This window comes from Shewanella sp. MF08487 (assembly GCF_050848685.1).
GTDB lineage: Bacteria > Pseudomonadota > Gammaproteobacteria > Enterobacterales > Shewanellaceae > Shewanella > Shewanella glacialipiscicola.
Genome location: NZ_JBOZPB010000010.1, coordinates 70,733 through 88,071 on the forward strand (window position 1 = coordinate 70,733; position 17,339 = coordinate 88,071).

Sequence of the window (17,339 nt, forward strand, 5' to 3'; positions counted from 1 at the left end):
AGCATTTTAGCTACAAATAACTGCACACAACTATTCCATGTTCATTATTTCTGACATAGCATAGCAAATAATAGCCACCCTAAAACAAGACCTAAAAAGTACAGGACAAGGTAAACACTATGGCCGATTTGCCGCTCAATTCTCCAAATGATTTTTCCCGCAAGTCTTCACAACAGGAGCTCTCACTTGAAGCCCTATGGATGCCTTTTACCGCCAACCGCCAATTTAAAGCCAACCCGCGGTTACTTGCCAAGGCTGAAGGCATGTATTACACGGATATTGATGGCAATAAGGTTTTAGATGCCACCGCGGGTTTGTGGTGTTGTAACGCGGGCCATGGTCGCAAAGAAATCAGCGAAGCGGTCAGCAAACAAATTAAACAGATGGACTACGCGCCCTCCTTCCAAATGGGTCATCCTATTGCCTTTGAACTTGCTGAGCGTTTAGTTGAGCTAAGTCCAGAAGGATTAAATAAAGTCTTTTTTACTAACTCAGGTTCTGAGTCCGTCGATACAGCGCTTAAAATGGCACTTTGCTATCACAGAGCGAATGGTCAAGCCTCACGCACTCGCTTTATCGGCCGTGAAATGGGTTACCACGGTGTGGGTTTTGGCGGCATCTCTGTCGGAGGATTAAGTAATAATCGCAAAGCCTTTAGCGGCCAATTGTTGCAAGGCGTTGATCACTTACCCCACACCTTAGATATCCAAAATGCGGCATTTACCCGTGGACTCTCGCACTTTGGCGCAGAAAAAGCCGAAGTATTAGAACAGCTTGTGACCTTACATGGCGCCGAGAATATTGCCGCCGTCATCGTTGAACCAATGTCGGGTTCTGCTGGGGTAATATTGCCGCCACAAGGTTACTTAAAACGCCTGCGTGAAATCACTAAAAAACACGGCATCCTACTGATTTTTGATGAAGTTATTACCGCTTTCGGCCGCGTTGGCGCCGCTTTTGCGAGTCAACGTTGGGGCGTTATCCCAGATATGATCACCACGGCTAAAGCCATCAATAATGGCGCTATCCCTATGGGCGCTGTATTTGTGCAAGATTTTATCCACGACACTTGTATGCAAGGCCCCACTGAACTCATTGAGTTTTTCCACGGCTACACCTATTCCGGTCATCCCGTGGCTGCAGCGGCGGCGCTTGCCACCCTATCGATTTATGAGAATGAGCAATTATTCGAACGTAGTTTTGAGCTTGAGCGCTACTTTGAAGACGCAGTGCACAGCCTCAAAGGCTTGCCGAATGTGATTGATATTCGCAATACAGGCTTAGTCGCTGGGATTCAATTTGCATCTAACGCTCAAGGCGCGGGGAAACGTGGCTACGGCGTGTTTGAGCATTGCTTCCGCCACGGCACTTTGGTGCGAGCCACGGGCGATATTATTGCCATATCGCCGCCACTGATTGTCGATAAACGCGAGATTGACCAAATGGTTAACAGCCTAAGCGACGCGATTAATGCTGTTGGATGATAAAGCCAACCTCTTATTTCACTTTTACATTTAACACTTCGCTATAACGGCGAGTATCAAAGGTTTACTATGCACACGATCACTCATTTTGTTAACGGTCAGCACACGCCTGCCAGCTCAAGAGTCCAAGATATTTTTGACCCCGCCACTGGCGAACATCACGGACAAGTCTCGCTCGCCAGCGAAGCGGAAGTCGGTGAAGCCATCGCAATCGCTAAAACCGCCTTTGAAACATGGTCACAAGTCACACCACTCAACCGTGCTCGAGTGCTATTTAAATTCAAAGCCTTAGTTGAGCAGAACCTAGATGAAATGGCGCAGCTTATCACCCGCGAGCACGGCAAAGTGATAGACGATGCTAAGGGCGAGATCATTCGCGGCCTCGAAGTGGTCGAATTTGCCTGTGGTATTCCGCACTTGCTAAAAGGTGAACACACCCAGCAAGTCGGTGGCGGGGTCGATTCTTGGTCAGTGAATCAAGCTTTAGGTGTTGTCGCAGGCATAGCGCCCTTTAACTTCCCCGTGATGGTTCCCATGTGGATGTTCCCAATCGCGATTGCCTGCGGTAACACCTTTATTATGAAACCCTCGGAAAAAGACCCAAGCTCTGTGATGCGTATTGCTGAGCTGCTTAAAGAAGCGGGTCTTCCCGATGGCGTGTTTAACGTGATTAACGGCGATAAAGAAGCCGTCGATAGCTTACTCACCCATAAAGATGTGCAAGCGGTAAGCTTTGTTGGCTCAACTCCAGTAGCCGAATACATCTACAGCACCGCCTCTAAACATGGCAAACGCGTGCAAGCTTTGGGCGGCGCAAAAAACCATATGCTACTCATGCCAGATGCGGATTTAGATCAAGCCGTGAGCGCCTTAATGGGCGCAGCTTATGGCAGTGCGGGTGAGCGTTGCATGGCGATTTCAGTCGTACTAGCAGTAGGCGATGTGGGCGACGCGTTAGTGGAAAAACTGCTACCGCAAATCCATACCTTAAAAGTCGGTAACGGCCTGACGCCAGAGATGGAAATGGGCCCACTTATCTCAAAACAGCACCTTGCCAAAGTCACCCAATATGTTGAAGCGGGCGTGCAAGAAGGCGCAGCGCTGCTGGTCGATGGCCGTAAACTGAGTGTTGAAGAAAATCCACAGGGCTATTTCCTCGGTGCCTGTTTGTTCGACCACGTCACGCCAGATATGAGCATCTACCGCGAAGAAATCTTTGGCCCAGTGCTCGCCATTATGCGCGTAAAAGATTACCCGACCGCACTTGAGCTGATTAACCAACATGAATTTGGTAATGGCACGGCGATTTTCACCCAAAGTGGTGAAGCGGCAAGGCATTTCTGCCACCACGTACAAGTCGGTATGGTTGGAGTAAACGTACCGATTCCTGTGCCGATGGCATTCCACAGTTTTGGCGGTTGGAAACGTTCACTGTTTGGACCGCTGCATATGCATGGCCCCGATGGCGTGCGTTTTTACACTAAGCGTAAAGCCATTACTGCGCGCTGGCCCGTAGGCAAACAGACTCAAGCCGAGTTTGTTATGCCAACGATGAAATAGCCGAATGTCAGTTTAATAAGGAAATCGCACATGACGGTGAACATTAACGCCATTATTCGCTTTGCTACGGCGCAAACAGCTGTTGAAAGCTACCGGCTACCGGCGGAAAAGTTGTTAGCAGGTAACCCAACCCAAGGGTTAGAGAATCATTATTCTAGCCCTTGCGATCAATTTCACAGTGGAATTTGGCAAAGCGAATCAGGTGCTTGGAAAATAAACTATACTGAATACGAGTACTGCGAAATCCTCGAAGGAATAAGTGTTATTACTGATCTTCAGGGTCAATCACAGACGTTCACTGTGGGTGATAGGTTTATTATACCGGCAGGGTTTCAAGGGACTTGGGAAGTCGTCGAACCGTGTCGTAAGATTTATATTATTTTTGAGCAAAAGTGAGATCCACCAGGCTGTATCAGCCTCAGTAGAACGGCTAAGTTATCTTAGCAATACTCGCCAGTAGTTCACAGTAATGGGTTTTCCTAGGCTGTTGATTGGCAAACTAACGGATGTACTGATGCCATTAAATCACCTTGGCTGCCAGTAACACGTCCGAGTCAATAAAGAAAATGGGAGAAATACCGTGCATAATAATCTGAATAAAAAACGGCTGGTACAGCTTGTTGGACTCGCGCTAACCACCACCCTATTCTCCGGTATTGCGGCCGCTGAAGTGACTGGGGAAATCAGTGTGACTAACGACTATCGTTTTCGTGGAATATCACAGACTGCAGGCGACCCAGCACTGCAAGGGGGTATCGATTGGAGCTTCGACTCGGGTTTCTCTGTCGGCGCTTGGGCAAGTAACGTCGATTTTGATGAACCCGGCTATAATGGCCCTGCAATCGAATATGATTTCTATGTTGCTTATGGCGGCGAGATCAACGAAGAGCTAACCTACGATGTCACTATTAACCGTTATAACTACTCCGGTGAGAGTGACATAGGCTACTTTGAAATCACCGCAGGCATGGATTATAAAGACTTTCGTGTCGCCTATTGGTTCACCGATGACTACAGCGGCACTGATTTAGACTATCACTACACTGAGCTTAACTACTCTTATGGGTTTGTTGAGAACTGGAGCCTCGATTTGCACTACGGCTACAATGCTGGTGACGCGTTAGATGACGGTGAAGGCTTTGATAGTTACTCAGACTATTCTGTTGGTGTATCGACTGAACTAGCAGGCTTTGGACTTTCTTTAGCTTGGTTAGGTACCGATCTCAGCGGCGACCAAAAGGTCTCTGATGGCGCATTCAAAAACTCAGATACCGTACTTGCGAGCGTAAGTTACGCGTTCTAACCATCTTGAGCTTTAAAGCATAATCTTGATAACTCAATAAAAAGCCCTCATCATCGAGGGCTTATTTTTTACAATTCGGTTTACCAGCGACGCATTTTATGCCCTTTTACCGCGTAGAATAGAATGAACAAATAACAGGGTAACAACACCATATAACCGCCTTGCATGCCCATGTCTGTCGCTGAACTCATTAAGCCCCAAGACACAGGACCAAAGGCGCCACCTGCAATCCCCATGATGAGTAGTGCTGAACCGGTACTGGTTAATTTGCCCATGCCTGACAAGGCTAGCGGCCACACAGCAGGCCAGACTATTGCGTTGGCTAAACCAAGAAAAGCTATCATCAACAAGGTATCGGGCAGCGCCACACCGCCAAAAGGCACTAACAAAACATTAGCAATAGCGTAAGAATTATTGTCGCCAAACAAAATACCGCATGTCAGTAACAAACCAAGAATGGCCGAAACCATCAAGGCCTTAGGTTGTGAAATAAAACGCGGAATTAACAGGATACCTAAAGAATAACCCAGCACCATACACACCATAGTATAGGAAGTCATAACACCGTATGACTCTATGCCTAAAGACAAAGCAAATGTACCAATGGTATCGCCAGCAATAACCTCTACAGCAACATAAACAAACAGCGCTAACACGCCAAAGGCTAAGTTAGGGTGAGATAATGCCGCTTTAAGTTGCCCTTTATCCGTATTTCCAGCAGCTTCATCTTCATTCAACAACTCTGGTAATGGCGATTTTTTCACCATCAATGCCAAGATACCGATAAAAATGGCCATACCTAAATACGGTAATACTAAGCCATCAGCCATTTCATCAATTTGAATTTGAGTCAGCTCTGTACCAATACGGTCTTTAAAACTGTCTAGAATCAGTGCCGAGAATACTAAAGGCGCAATCACGCCCGCGCCTTTGTTTAAAATACCCATCACGCTCACACGGGCAGCGGCAGATTCTTCTGGGCCTAAACGCACCACATAAGGGTTAACTGCTGTTTGTAATAGAGTTTGGCCTGTGCCCATCACCAATTGAGCAAATAAAAATAAACCGAAAATTTGCGTTTCTGCCGCAGGGATAAATAACAATCCCGCCAACATCATCACGCCCATTCCCAATGCCATGCCATTTTTATAACCGACCTTGCGAATAAGCCAAGCAGAGGGCAAAGCGGTGAAGGTTACGGCGATATAAAAAGAAAATAAAATCAACGAGGCTTGGAAAGGATTAAGCTGCAATATTTGTTTTAAATACGGCATTAAGGACCCGTTCAACCATGTGGCGAATCCGAGGATGAAAAAGAGCGCCGCTACGATGGCCATGGGAAGAACGCTGCTTTTTTGCTGGCTTTTATCGAGTGTCATTTCCATAAACCTGCTTCTTATTAGTAGTTAATTATTGAGGTGATCACGGGATCAAAATTAATGTCTAAGTTCCCGAACATCCTTACCGCGACTCGTTGACAATGCCGAATGTTATCATTCAAAGGCTTCATTGTTTCACTGATGTTAAAACAAATAACACTAAAAGACAACGCTGTCATTTAATAAATATCTAGTGTAACTCCTATCACAATCACCAATTAGCCGACAGTTAAGGCATCAGTCAGTGCTAACTCAAACCTCGAAAATAATGTAAAAAAAAACCGCAAACACTCAGTGCCTGCGGTTGTTCTCAATCTATTAAGCGAACTGACTAAATCCTGACAAAAATATTGCGGCGATACATCCAATATAAAACCAGCCATTGCACCACGAGCAAGCTGATAACCGCAGCTAACGCTTGAGCGCTTTCAGGTAAGGCCAGCACTAAGCCACCAAACACACTCAGCGCGATATATTTCCAATCCACTAAGCTAGACGCTAAGTAAATAATAATGGCGTTAGTACCAATAACCACAAATAAAAATGCCCATCTTTGCCACTTAAGTACGTCAACTAAGGCATAAAATATAGACAGTAAAATCATGCTCCAGCCTGAAGTCACTAGCACGAATGAACTGGTCCATAGGGTTTTGTTAACCGGAATAACCACATCCAACAGCAAACCTAAAGCTAAACACACACAGCCCGCTGTCGCGAGTAAGCCCACTTTAGCCCATTCACCTTTAGGATGGGATTTAACGATAAAACGACCGACAAATACACCCGCTAATGCATTGACGATGGAGGGAATAGTCGACAGTACACCTTCAGGATCTGGCGTATAGCCTTTGTAGCTTATGCCTAGCAACAACATTGAATCGACATAGGCATTGATGGATTCCTTTGGCAAGAGTATGCCCGCCTGTCCACCAGGAAATGGCAACCAAAGTTGCATTGCGCCATAACCAAGCAAAATACCAAAGGCGACAATAACTTGCGTTCGTAGACTCGTATGCCACACCAGTAATGCGGCAAAGAACCATGCAAAGGCGATTCGACCTAACACACTGGCATAGCGAACTTTTTCAGGATCGACAGGTACGCCTGTTCCCCAACCGTGATTGTATAAAATGCCCAGTAGCAGCAATAAAAAGAGTCGTTTAATCCCATGCCGATACACAGGTAATCGATCCTTCATCGGTAATCTATCTAAACGTTTGGGAGATAAACCTAAGGCCACACCAGAGAGGAAAATAAACAGCGGAAAGATTAAATCGTAAAACCGAAAGCCGTGCCATTGGCTATGGTGCATCTGTTCATCGCCCCATTGCCAACCTGCCCAGCCCGTTAAAATAAGCAAGCCACCAAACAGGGCCTCACCGCCCAAAATCCAAAACATATCGAAGCCGCGCAGTGCATCCAGAGACATCAACCTAGGTTTATTCACCTTTACTGGCACAATTGCGTTTGTCTGTGTGTTCCCCATGCCATCATCCTTTATTATTGTTATTAAAAGCTTTTATAAAAGTTGAGCAAAACTAATACTGTTTAAAATGAGTGCTGTACAATAAAAAACTTAGCCCCTGTCATCAAAATACGACAAGGGCTAGTTGTTAAAAATCACCTAAACTGCAAATGTAAATGCAATTTAAGGATGTGCATAAACAGCTTGTCCCGCAATGTAGTTTGCCTGCACTTTGTTCCGCGCATCGAGCAAGACAAAGTCAGCCCTGTGTCCCACTGCTAAACGGCCAGCCTTATGGTCAATCCCGAGGAACTGCGCAGGATATAACGCCGCCATTCTCAAGGCTTCCGCCAAAGGTAAACCCAACAAGTTCACCGTATTATTGACCGCAGTTGCCATATCGAGCACACAGCCCGCCAGCTCACCTGTCACAGCATTTAATCTGTCGCCGACTCTCAGTACTCGAGTACCAAAGAGCTCAAAGCTAGTCTCATCCTCCATACCCACAGGCGGCATAGCATCGGTGACTAACATCATTTTGCCCCTCGGCTTTGCCCTTAGTGCGACCTTTGCCGCCGCGGGATGCACATGGTGACCATCGACAATCAAACCACACCAAGCGGTTTCACTCTCAATCGCCGCGCCAACCATGCCCGGCTCACGGGAACCCAGAGGAGACATAGCATTATAAAGATGAGTAAAGCCCGTCGCGCCTGCCGCTAATGCTGCAATCACAGTATCGTAGTCGGCATTAGAGTGGCCCAAACACACCTTCACGCCCGAGGCGACAAGCGTGCGGATTACCTCTGGCGACACATTCTCAGGCGCAAGCGTGACCACTTTAATCCCCAAATCTTGACGACAAAATACGGCGAGTTCAGCATCGGTGATTTCGCGAATAAAGCCCTGCGGATGTACACCTTTTTTAGGCACAGATAAATGTGGTCCTTCAAAATGTACCCCTAAAACGCCAGCGCTACCTTTGACTAAAGCCTCGGCCACTGCATCGGCCGCATTTGCCATCACGCTGACATCGTCGGTGATAAGCGTAGGTAAAAAACCTGTCGTACCAAAACGCGCATGGGCACGGCCGATAGTTTCAATGCAATTAACACTCGGATCGGCATTGAATAACGCCCCGCCGCCACCGTTCACTTGTACATCAATAAAACCAGGCACCAGCGTTCCGGCTTGGCGGATTTCCTTCGCACCAACAACCGTATCAAACGCCAGAATGTGCCCGTCTTCAACAGTCACAGGCACATCTTGATGGAAATATTCACCATCAAAAATACGCTCAGCGATCAAGGTGATTTTCATCGCAAACCTCTTTCAATAAATAACGCGGTTAGCTTAAGGCTTAAATTAGGTTAACCGCGTGGGCTTAGCTGCAGATGTTTAATCGTGCAGCCTACCTAGACCTCTTAAACTTTGCCGCTTAAAGCGTTTGGGTTACTTTTTTAAGGCCAGCTGGTTGATCAGGATCGATACCGCGGGCAATCGCAACCGCTGCCACGTCAATATAAAAACGTTGTAACAAGGCTAACGGCGCCACACGAGGGTGAATGTCGGTCGAAGTTTGATTCAGATGCACTAAATCGGCGCCGCGTTGGCTCACGTTTTCAATTTGTTCGATATGGCTAGCGTAGGATTCATCGCCAATGCACACATCAACAATAGTGAGTTTTTTCTCAACTAAGGTCACAGGACCGTGGAGGAACTCGGCGCTGCTGAACGCTTCAGCATGGATTGAACACACTTCTTTTAACTTAAGCGCGATCTCCTTAGATACCGCATAACCTAAACCACGGCCGAGTACGATTAAGTTCTTCACATCGGCAACGGATTCTGGCGTGAGTTGTGGCTCAGCGTCCACCGCCGTTTGCAGCGCTTGGGGTAAAGAAGCGACGGCGCTAGCAAGCGATTCGCTTTGAGTCCAAGCGGCGGCAAGTTGTAAAATCGCTGACAACGTTGCGAGGTAACTCTTAGTCGCAGCAACCGCTTTCTCTTCGCCAGCACGTAAAGGTACAACGACATCGACGATATCTTTAATCGGTGCGGTTTCATCATTCACTAAAGCAACACAGAAAGCGCCAGCATTTTTTGCCATGCGCGCCTGCGCCAAAATGTCAGGGCTACGGCCAGATTGTGAAATCACAATCACTAGCGCTCCTTCGAGTTTCAAGGTCTTACCATACACACTCGCCACTGAAGGGGCGGCGGCAAACGTCGGTACGCCCGCTTCGATTTCAAATAAGTACTTAGCAAAAACACCCGCATGATCCGATGAACCACGACCAACGATCATTACAAAACGGGGATCGAAGGCGCGCAGCTTTTCACCTAACTGCTGCATGATTTCAGCGTTAGCGTCTAACTGACCAGCGATTTTTTGCGGTGCGGTGCGAGCTTCTTGCTCCATAATAGTGTTTGTCATGTCTGTTACCTTTACGTTCAAATACAGGATTTGGCTTCAGTGCCTATTTGCACTGACAACGACTTATTAAATTCTTGCTGGGCGAAATACATAGCACCGAGTTCGGGTGGGGCTAAGGTTTCTGAAATTTGGGCGACTACATCGGCACCGAGCCAGGCTTGTAAAGGCTCAGCAAGGCCACCGATCATCGAAAAACGCACCGGATTTAGGCTAAATAGCTTACGCGCCATGTCGCTAATATAATCTGCGCCTTCTTGCACTATGGCAGTCGCGACTGCGTCACCTTCATTGGCGCAATCGAGTACGCTTCTGGCTAATGCGGCATAACAACTTGATGATTTACCCGCTAGATTTTCGACAATGCCGAGCGCATCGGAAACGTTAAAGTAGCTCAGCAGCATGTCAGTTAATCGCGTCGGCGCGGCAAAACCATCGAGCGCTAACAGCACATGCTCTGCGGCTTTCAAGCCCAGCCAAGCACCGCTGCCCTTATCACCTAATGCAAAACCATAGCCGCCAATACTCAAGCTGGTATCACCAACATGGGCATAACCGCAAGAACCTGTGCCCGTGATGATAACAGCGCCATCGGCACCGCGGTGTGCACCAATACAAGCGGTATGCAGATCTGTGGTGACATACATGGCTGCAAAAGGATGCTGCCAGTTAATCACGTCTTGATATAACCGAGGGACATTTACGCCAGCAAGACCAAGACCCGCCACCAGCAAGTGACTATCGCTCTCGTTCATGCCCGCATCCAGCAACGCCAGGCGAGTCGATGCTTCAATGGATTCAAATGTTTGTGTGAGACCATGCAGTGGATTTGCGCGTCCAGCCACACCTGTCCCTAAAACGGTACCGTCTGCGCAGTAAATAGTGGCTCGGCATTTACTACCACCTCCATCTACACCTATAAACAGTGGTTGATCTTTTGTCTGGACTAACCCCATGACACCCCTCTTCACCTATCAATGCAGCGCTACCGTTGCTTATTATTTGCCGTTAATACAGCGCTTAACTTTAGTTAACTCAATGTTACAGCAATAATGACAGCGTTGTCATTTACTTTTTAAATGATTTACGTTCAAAAGTAAAATTGAGGAAATTAATAAGGTAGAAATAAAAAAAGCTGTATTTTATCTTTAAAATACAGCTTGATATAAACATCACTTTAGTTAACGATTAAACTTCGGCCTTTACGAATCCCATCGGCCGCAATGGCGCGGATCTCAATCGGTGCAGTGACCGCCAATCCCGCTTGATAAGCTTGCCATTGGCCATTGAGGCTTCGGTATTCGAGTTTAAGGCCGGGATAGGCGATATTGGCAAACAGTTTACCGTCACGGATCTCGGCGCCGACCGTCGGTACGCGATAATCAATCCCCGCTTTATCTAGCTTGATAAACTCTTTGTGGCCCAAGGTATTCGCCAGTTGTTGCCACTCCTTTGCCTGTGCATCACGCATGGCTAAGGTAAAAGCCCCCGAGCTTTGGTTATACACTGCGCCTTGATACTGATAAGGCACTTCCCACGCGGCTTGATGCCAAGCACGCTCGGCCAGCATCAACAAACGTGGAAATATCATGTACTCGGCAGTCTCGTCACTGCGAATTGTCTCACTCCAGAGTTGTCCTTGAAGGCCACTAAAGACTTTGCCTTCTTCCCTTGGACCCGCGACTTTTTTACCCGCCTCATCAAGTTTTATTCTGTCATCCGCTTCGAATGGCTGATTTTCAATATTGGTCCATTGCTCGGCGTTAGCGGCCAAGTTATCTGGCATAAAGCTAAAGACTTTATGACTATTGGTTGCGCGGCTCGCCCAGTAATAGCCATGCTCCTTAGGATCGGCCTCATAGGGAAAGTCAAAGTACAGCACCTCAGGATTAGAGAGCACCGTTTCCCAACCAAGATTCGCCTGCTGATTGGCGCGCTCATGACCTTTATGGGCAATCACATCCCAAATATTAGACTGCACCTTAGCGGGCATATTCTCAGGGCGAACATGGCTCATGCCATCGCTCCACCCCGCAGCTTCAATGCCTTTTGCCGCTAACATAGTCGAAATTCGTTCAATAAAATAAGCGCCTAAGTCATCTATCGACTTAACGCCTTTATTGTTATTGGCGACAAATGCTAAACACTGGGGAGATTGTTTCCAAGCTCCCGCCGTTTCATCGGCACCAATGTGGTAACGCGTCAATGGTTGACCCGCGGCTTGGTGTAACTTGGCAATTTCATCAATCACTTTATCGACAAACTGATAAGTCGACTCCATACACACGTTAAGCGTATTGTCGTCGTAATATTGCACTGAAGAATAAACCGTTTTGTCGTTTGCATCGGATAACAAATATTGCTCAGCTGCAGTGGTTTTCCCTTCAGCTTGCAATTGACGAGCGCCCGCATCTAACGCTTTTACCGCTGTGCTAACTTGATTTGCCATTTCCTGCACAGGGACAACCTGCACTTTGCCCGTGTTTTTAAGCTCTACGTCTTCAGCCTGTAATCGACGAAAACGCGCATCCATCGCTTTAATCGCGGCGCGGCTATGACCCGGCATATCCATCGATGGGATCACTTGAATTTGACGCGCCTCAGCATATTTCACTATGTCGATATAGTCTTGTTTAGTGTAGAAACCATTAACGCTCGACTCCGCAAAAGGACCACTGCCCAGTTGCGGTAACAGACAGGTATTTTCAGCAAGATCATGACAACGTTTACTACCGATGTCGGTCAGCTCAGGTAACCCGTCGATTTCTAGTCGCCAACCTTCATCATCAGCCATATGCAAATGCAGCTTATTGAGTTTATAAGCCGCCATTTGGTCGAGTAAATCTAGAATCAGCTGTTTACCATGGAAGTTGCGCGCCACATCTATGTGCATACCACGAAACGGATAACGCGGACTATCTTCAATCGTCATGGCATTAACATTAAGGTTTTGTACGTCCAATAAACTCGCTAATGACGATAACGCATAGGAGTATCCCGCCGCATCGCTTGCTGCAATCACAATACCACTTTGCTGAATGTCCAAGCGATAACTGCCTTCAGCGCCATCTTGGCTTACCAATGTCACCGCTAACCCACGGGTTGATTCAGCCACACCAAGGCGGGCTAAACGCGCCAACGCCGCAACCACTTGAGCAGGTTGCTCGACATTATCCTGTTGATATTCAAGTTTAATACCAGATGCCAGTGACACTGATTTATCGCTTGAATGAAGCTGTACTTTTTGTGGTGTAGGAATAATCGTATTGACTGCTAAGGCAGCATTTTCGCTTACGCTTTGGTTCGTGATAAACAGCTGCGCAGCATCCGCAGGCACTAACTTATCGGTTTCAGTACGACGATACTGCTTCACCATGTCGGTATAGCTTTCGACATAGGGGCGTAATTCTAATTTAGTTTCAGCATCCTGACTCACCTGAGTACTCGCGATTAGCACGGGGGCTAAATGTTCGGCGGCCAAGTAGTAATTGGGCATTGCATCCGTTTCGGCCAATTGCCATAACTCACTGCGGAATCTGAGTGTTTTTTTCACACCTTGATTAAAGCCCGTAAAGGCAGCCGTTGGTGAAATACGATAAAGATCACCCTTTATGTGAGTGATCGTAAATTCATTACCTTCAATTGATTGCACCGGACGCATCTGGCTGAAGTAAATCGCCCAGTCGTGGCTCGCAAGATTGACTCCTGGAACAAAATCGATTTCAGCCACAAAACAGCGGCCATCGGCCAGTGCTTTGTTACATTGCTCATCTGGAATGTTAGTCACAACACGGTAATTGACGGATAAGGTGTCACCCAATTGCTGTAATTGAGTTTGGGTTAATGCCCCTGCAACGGCGCTAGCTTCAGCGGCAGATGACTTTTGTGCTTGATACTCTTGCACTTGATTACGTGGTTGATTTTCTACCTGAACATCTGAGCAGGCTGTCAATCCGAGTGCGACCAGAATGCTAGTCGCAGCAAATCTTTTATTCATGATGATCCTTATCTGGCTCCAGAAATAGCAACAACTTGAAGGAAATAACTAATGCCAGCAGCTTTTCCTTTGGGTGGATAGTCGCTCGAATACGCTAAATGCTCGCTATCGAATAACTGTAAACATACGACATTGGCAAGATGGTTTAACCGACGAAAAAATACTGTTCTAACGCAGGTTTGCTCCCGCGCCGCAGGAGAAATAGTTACTGTAGAAATATGAACGGTATCTTCAGATAAACTAAATTGAATTAAACAAGAAACAACCCAATTTGTTATGAGTTCGACAATGACAGTAAAATAGCTAGACGCAGTCAAAGATGCACTAGTTAACATTGTTGCTGACGTGATTAATAATAGCGAAACACCCGTAATTATTTTCGTAATGATGCTTAGCACAACCTTTAAAAATATCACCATTAATTACAATCTCTTTTTTATTATCTAGTTTGTACCCTAAAATATTATTTATCGATGCCGCTAACATTCTAATGCTGATAACAGCAATGGAATAAAATCACTTAAAAAAATGGCTGGGCACTGTTTTCAGTATCCAGCCAACGCTAGTTTCTGGGGGAGAGACTATCAAAAATATAAAAGACAAACCTATTACCATCAAGCTGTAATAGTTTTATCAAAACATGATAAGGAGACCTCATCCTCGTCACGTAGACCTTACAAACAAGGTTACCATACAAGCCAATGACAACGCTGTCATTGACAAGTTACACAAAAACAAACCTTATTGCTACATATTTTTTACAATTAAATCGATTACTTAATTAGTCAATATTTATCAATGAGATAAATGTAAGGGATATGACTTCTACAGCCAAAAAATAATGACGATGTTTTAAGGTTATCGCCAACACCTTGATTAAAATTAAATCATTGTACTGTATTGAGCGGTTAATGTGGCTCCCAGTAACAGTAACAGCAAAAGAACTAGATTGCATGAGGGGGATTATTTGGCAATAAAGGTATTATGGCTAGCGTGAAAGTGAAGTTTTTTACAGCGCATACTGTTTAAAATCTAATAAAAAAGCCTAGCAGTCTTAGGCTAGGCTTTTTAATCTAATAACTTAAATTAGAAACGTAATGCAACACCAAGCTTATAACGAGCTTCACCGTCGAAGCTCCATACTGGGTAATTATCTTTAAACTCACTGATAACGCCCTCAGCATCCACTGGTGATACACCTTTTTGCACACTGTCCTCTTCAAGTAAGTTAACAACTTCAAACGTAAGCGATAAATAATCCGTCACGCTATAATTAGCACTCAAATCCAAGGTGCCATAGGCTTGATGTTCGCGGTTACCATAGAAACCTGGTAATTCGCGCATCATATATTCTGAACGCCAGTTATAAGCGACACGAGCAGAGAAATCATCCATTTCATAGTAACTAACTAAGTTAACTGTATGCTTAGATGAGTCAGAGAATACACCCACACGGTCAGCATAGTTTTCAGCAGGTGAAGTTGCATCTGCAAATGTGTAGTTAACAGAATAACCTAAACCATTATCGAATGAATCTTGCAATTGCAGTTCGATACCATCAATTGAACCACCGTTAGCATTGTAGTTTTCACTGACAGTCCAACAATCATAGACACCTACGCCACACGAACTGCCGCCAGCAATCACTAGGCTAGGATCTTCAATACCAATTTGTTGATTCAGATTTTCTCTAGTAGAGATAAATGAACTGACATCTTTAATAAAGTAAGTGGCAGCAAACAAACCCTCACCACTAAAATACCATTCTAAGCTCACATCAGCTTGCGAAGCTTTAAACGGTTGTAAATTGACACTACCGGTTACTTTCTTTTCGTTACCAGGAGTACCGTCATTTAAACCAGGTAATTTAGACGTTGCGAATAAATCAGCATAGTTTGGACGTGAAATAACTTGAGATGCCGAGGTTCTTAAAATTAAATCACTGGCAAGATCAAATGCAATATTCACACTAGGCAACACACCGTTATAACTTGCTTTGTCAGTACTTAAACCGTCTGCATAAGTCCCTGTTGGGCTAAATGCATAATAGTCTGACTCAACATCAGTAGAAATATATCTTAAACCGAAGTTACCACGGACTCCCTCACCGGCGAATGTTGCCATGGTATACAGTGCCAAGTTTTTCTCTTGAAGTGTGCCATATCCAGACTTATCGAGAGTGAAGCCATCAATAGCAGCGTAAGCATCATTGATCATGTTATCAAAAATAGGTTTAGGCAACGTAAAACCTGCACCTGATGACATGGTGCCAGAATAATAGGCTGACGCATCCTTAGCCACTATGCCAGATGATTGGGCGGCCTCAGTTGTTTGAGTAACATCATGATCTGCATAGCTAATACCTGATTTAATCGAGGTAATCACCCCAAACTCTACCGGGATAGTAAGATCGAATGTTGCAAATGATTCTTCATCTGTGTTCGGTTGCTTCTTTAGCGCCCAACCTGCAGTTTCTAATTGGCCATTAAAATCACTAGCATCAAATGAGTTGTTGGCAATATTGATATCAATCACGTCACCAGTAGCGTCATAAATACCCGCAAAATCCCCTGGCTTACCAATAGACTGGCCATAATTAGATGTCAGGTCGGTTCCGCCTTCGGCTTTAGTTTTACCGATACGACCTTCTAACTTATAAGCCTCAGCCTGATAGGCAAAGTCCAGATCAATGGTGTCAGAAGACATGCTCGCTTTACGAGCCCATGTTTGAGCCCAAGCAAATCCATCTTTACCAGTATGTTCTACTAACGTACAAACACCTGCCGCATTTTTCTTAAGACAGGTATTTTCACCTTGCTGAGTAGGGAACAAGAAAATAGAGGTGTTAGCATTGTTAGCATCAAGCTGAAGGCTCATGACATTCAGACCAAACTCAAGACTATCAGTCGGTCTATACTGGAATGCCGCATTAATGGCAGTGCGCTCACGGTCTTGCTGGAATGTGGTAGGAACAATCTCTCCCCAACCGAGCAAAGACTCAATACCATTACGTTGGTATTCAGTTTTATCTAACGAACCCGCCACGAGAAAACCAAATTTTTCGTCTTCCGTTTTCCAGCTGTATAAACCTGAAGTTTGTGGGTCAATTTCCTCAGAGACCGTGCCATAGTCGCCTTTAGCGCTTAAGAACATAGAGTTCGCGTCTAAATCTAGCGGTTTACGAGTTTTAACGATAACCGTACCGCCAATACCGCCTTCAGCAATATCAGCTTGAGATGATTTATAAACTTGAATACCACCGACCATTTCTGGTGGTAGCAAGCTGTAGTTAAAGCTACGATCAATGGCTTGTTGATCAAACCATCCCGTAGAAGCCACTGAGTGGCCATTTAGTAACGTACTGGTTAACTGGCTAGAAGCACCACGAATGGATACTTGCTGACCTTGACCAAACTGGCGATTTACTGCGACACCAGGAATACGACCTAGCGACTCACCAACGTCTCCATCAGGAAACTTACCGATATCTTCAGCCGTTACAGCATCAACGACAGCATCAGAAAAGCGCTTGTCATTAACTGATGCTTTCATTGAAGCTCGCATACCACGCACTTCAATTTTCTCTATATTTTCAGGTGCAGCGGTGGTTGCCGCGGCGTCTGCAGCGACAGCGCTGATGGATACTGCACTGCCAAGTAGGATAGCAATGTTTGTAGCTAATACACTTTTCTTAAAGGTTGATGGTCGCATCTTGTT

12 protein-coding genes are annotated in these 17,339 nt (G+C 45.7%); 4 read left to right on the forward strand and 8 right to left on the reverse strand.

Annotation, left to right across the window (positions count from 1 at the left end):
* Positions 1 to 119 precede the first annotated feature (119 nt).
* The 4 genes from ACRN9H_RS09240 (at position 120) to ACRN9H_RS09255 (ending at position 4,347) form a co-directional block, all read left to right on the forward strand.
* On the forward strand, positions 120 to 1,484 hold the full coding sequence (locus ACRN9H_RS09240; RefSeq protein WP_432313412.1) for an aspartate aminotransferase family protein: 1,365 nt from the start codon (positions 120 to 122) through the stop codon (positions 1,482 to 1,484).
* A gap of 69 nt (positions 1,485 to 1,553) precedes the next feature.
* A complete protein-coding gene (locus tag ACRN9H_RS09245; RefSeq protein WP_432313413.1) occupies positions 1,554 to 3,044 on the forward strand; it encodes a CoA-acylating methylmalonate-semialdehyde dehydrogenase in 1,491 nt (496 codons plus the stop codon).
* Between the two features lie 30 nt (positions 3,045 to 3,074).
* Positions 3,075 to 3,440: a cupin domain-containing protein gene (locus tag ACRN9H_RS09250; RefSeq protein ID WP_432313414.1), complete on the forward strand. Its 366-nt coding sequence runs from the start codon at positions 3,075 to 3,077 to the stop codon at positions 3,438 to 3,440.
* Positions 3,441 to 3,624: 184 nt separating this feature from the next.
* Positions 3,625 to 4,347, forward strand: a complete 723-nt coding sequence (locus ACRN9H_RS09255) for a TorF family putative porin (RefSeq protein ID WP_432313415.1) — start codon at positions 3,625 to 3,627, stop codon at positions 4,345 to 4,347.
* A gap of 80 nt (positions 4,348 to 4,427) precedes the next feature.
* Here the strand turns inward: ACRN9H_RS09255 and nagP are convergent, their stop codons facing one another.
* The 8 genes from nagP to ACRN9H_RS09295 form a co-directional block, all read right to left on the reverse strand.
* Positions 4,428 to 5,726, reverse strand: a complete 1,299-nt coding sequence (gene nagP, locus ACRN9H_RS09260) for an N-acetylglucosamine MFS transporter NagP (RefSeq protein ID WP_432313456.1) — start codon at positions 5,724 to 5,726, stop codon at positions 4,428 to 4,430.
* Between the two features lie 331 nt (positions 5,727 to 6,057).
* Positions 6,058 to 7,212 (reverse strand): transmembrane glucosamine N-acetyltransferase NagX, encoded by a 1,155-nt coding sequence (gene nagX, locus ACRN9H_RS09265; protein WP_432313416.1) that lies wholly within the window; start codon positions 7,210 to 7,212, stop codon positions 6,058 to 6,060.
* Between the two features lie 162 nt (positions 7,213 to 7,374).
* The gene (nagA, locus tag ACRN9H_RS09270) at positions 7,375 to 8,511 is read right to left on the reverse strand and encodes an N-acetylglucosamine-6-phosphate deacetylase (RefSeq protein ID WP_432313417.1); all 1,137 of its coding nucleotides are present in this window, start codon (positions 8,509 to 8,511) and stop codon (positions 7,375 to 7,377) included.
* A gap of 118 nt (positions 8,512 to 8,629) precedes the next feature.
* Positions 8,630 to 9,628, reverse strand: a complete 999-nt coding sequence (gene nagB-II / locus ACRN9H_RS09275) for a glucosamine-6-phosphate deaminase NagB-II (protein ID WP_432313418.1) — start codon at positions 9,626 to 9,628, stop codon at positions 8,630 to 8,632.
* A gap of 17 nt (positions 9,629 to 9,645) precedes the next feature.
* Positions 9,646 to 10,581 carry an N-acetylglucosamine kinase gene (nagK, locus tag ACRN9H_RS09280; RefSeq protein ID WP_432313419.1) on the reverse strand — a complete coding sequence of 312 codons (936 nt, stop codon included), beginning with the start codon at positions 10,579 to 10,581 and terminating at the stop codon, positions 9,646 to 9,648.
* Positions 10,582 to 10,802: 221 nt separating this feature from the next.
* Complete coding sequence (locus ACRN9H_RS09285) at positions 10,803 to 13,622, reverse strand: family 20 glycosylhydrolase (RefSeq protein WP_432313420.1); 2,820 nt, start codon at positions 13,620 to 13,622, stop codon at positions 10,803 to 10,805.
* Positions 13,623 to 13,630: 8 nt separating this feature from the next.
* Positions 13,631 to 13,957: a hypothetical protein gene (locus ACRN9H_RS09290; RefSeq protein WP_432313421.1), complete on the reverse strand. Its 327-nt coding sequence runs from the start codon at positions 13,955 to 13,957 to the stop codon at positions 13,631 to 13,633.
* A gap of 751 nt (positions 13,958 to 14,708) precedes the next feature.
* Positions 14,709 to 17,333: a TonB-dependent receptor gene (locus ACRN9H_RS09295; protein ID WP_432313422.1), complete on the reverse strand. Its 2,625-nt coding sequence runs from the start codon at positions 17,331 to 17,333 to the stop codon at positions 14,709 to 14,711.
* Between the last annotated feature and the right edge of the window lie 6 nt (positions 17,334 to 17,339).

Coding starts and splice junctions, on each gene's coding strand:
- ACRN9H_RS09240 (WP_432313412.1), top strand. CDS start 120: ATGGCCGATTTGCCGCTCAATTCTCCAAATGATTTTTCCCGCAAGTCT.
- ACRN9H_RS09245 (WP_432313413.1), top strand. CDS start 1,554: ATGCACACGATCACTCATTTTGTTAACGGTCAGCACACGCCTGCCAGC.
- ACRN9H_RS09250 (WP_432313414.1), top strand. CDS start 3,075: ATGACGGTGAACATTAACGCCATTATTCGCTTTGCTACGGCGCAAACA.
- nagP (WP_432313456.1), bottom strand. CDS start 5,726: ATGACACTCGATAAAAGCCAGCAAAAAAGCAGCGTTCTTCCCATGGCC.
- nagX (WP_432313416.1), bottom strand. CDS start 7,212: ATGGGGAACACACAGACAAACGCAATTGTGCCAGTAAAGGTGAATAAA.
- nagA (WP_432313417.1), bottom strand. CDS start 8,511: ATGAAAATCACCTTGATCGCTGAGCGTATTTTTGATGGTGAATATTTC.
- nagB-II (WP_432313418.1), bottom strand. CDS start 9,628: ATGACAAACACTATTATGGAGCAAGAAGCTCGCACCGCACCGCAAAAA.
- nagK (WP_432313419.1), bottom strand. CDS start 10,581: ATGGGGTTAGTCCAGACAAAAGATCAACCACTGTTTATAGGTGTAGAT.
- ACRN9H_RS09285 (WP_432313420.1), bottom strand. CDS start 13,622: ATGAATAAAAGATTTGCTGCGACTAGCATTCTGGTCGCACTCGGATTG.
- ACRN9H_RS09290 (WP_432313421.1), bottom strand. CDS start 13,957: ATGTTAACTAGTGCATCTTTGACTGCGTCTAGCTATTTTACTGTCATT.
- ACRN9H_RS09295 (WP_432313422.1), bottom strand. CDS start 17,333: ATGCGACCATCAACCTTTAAGAAAAGTGTATTAGCTACAAACATTGCT.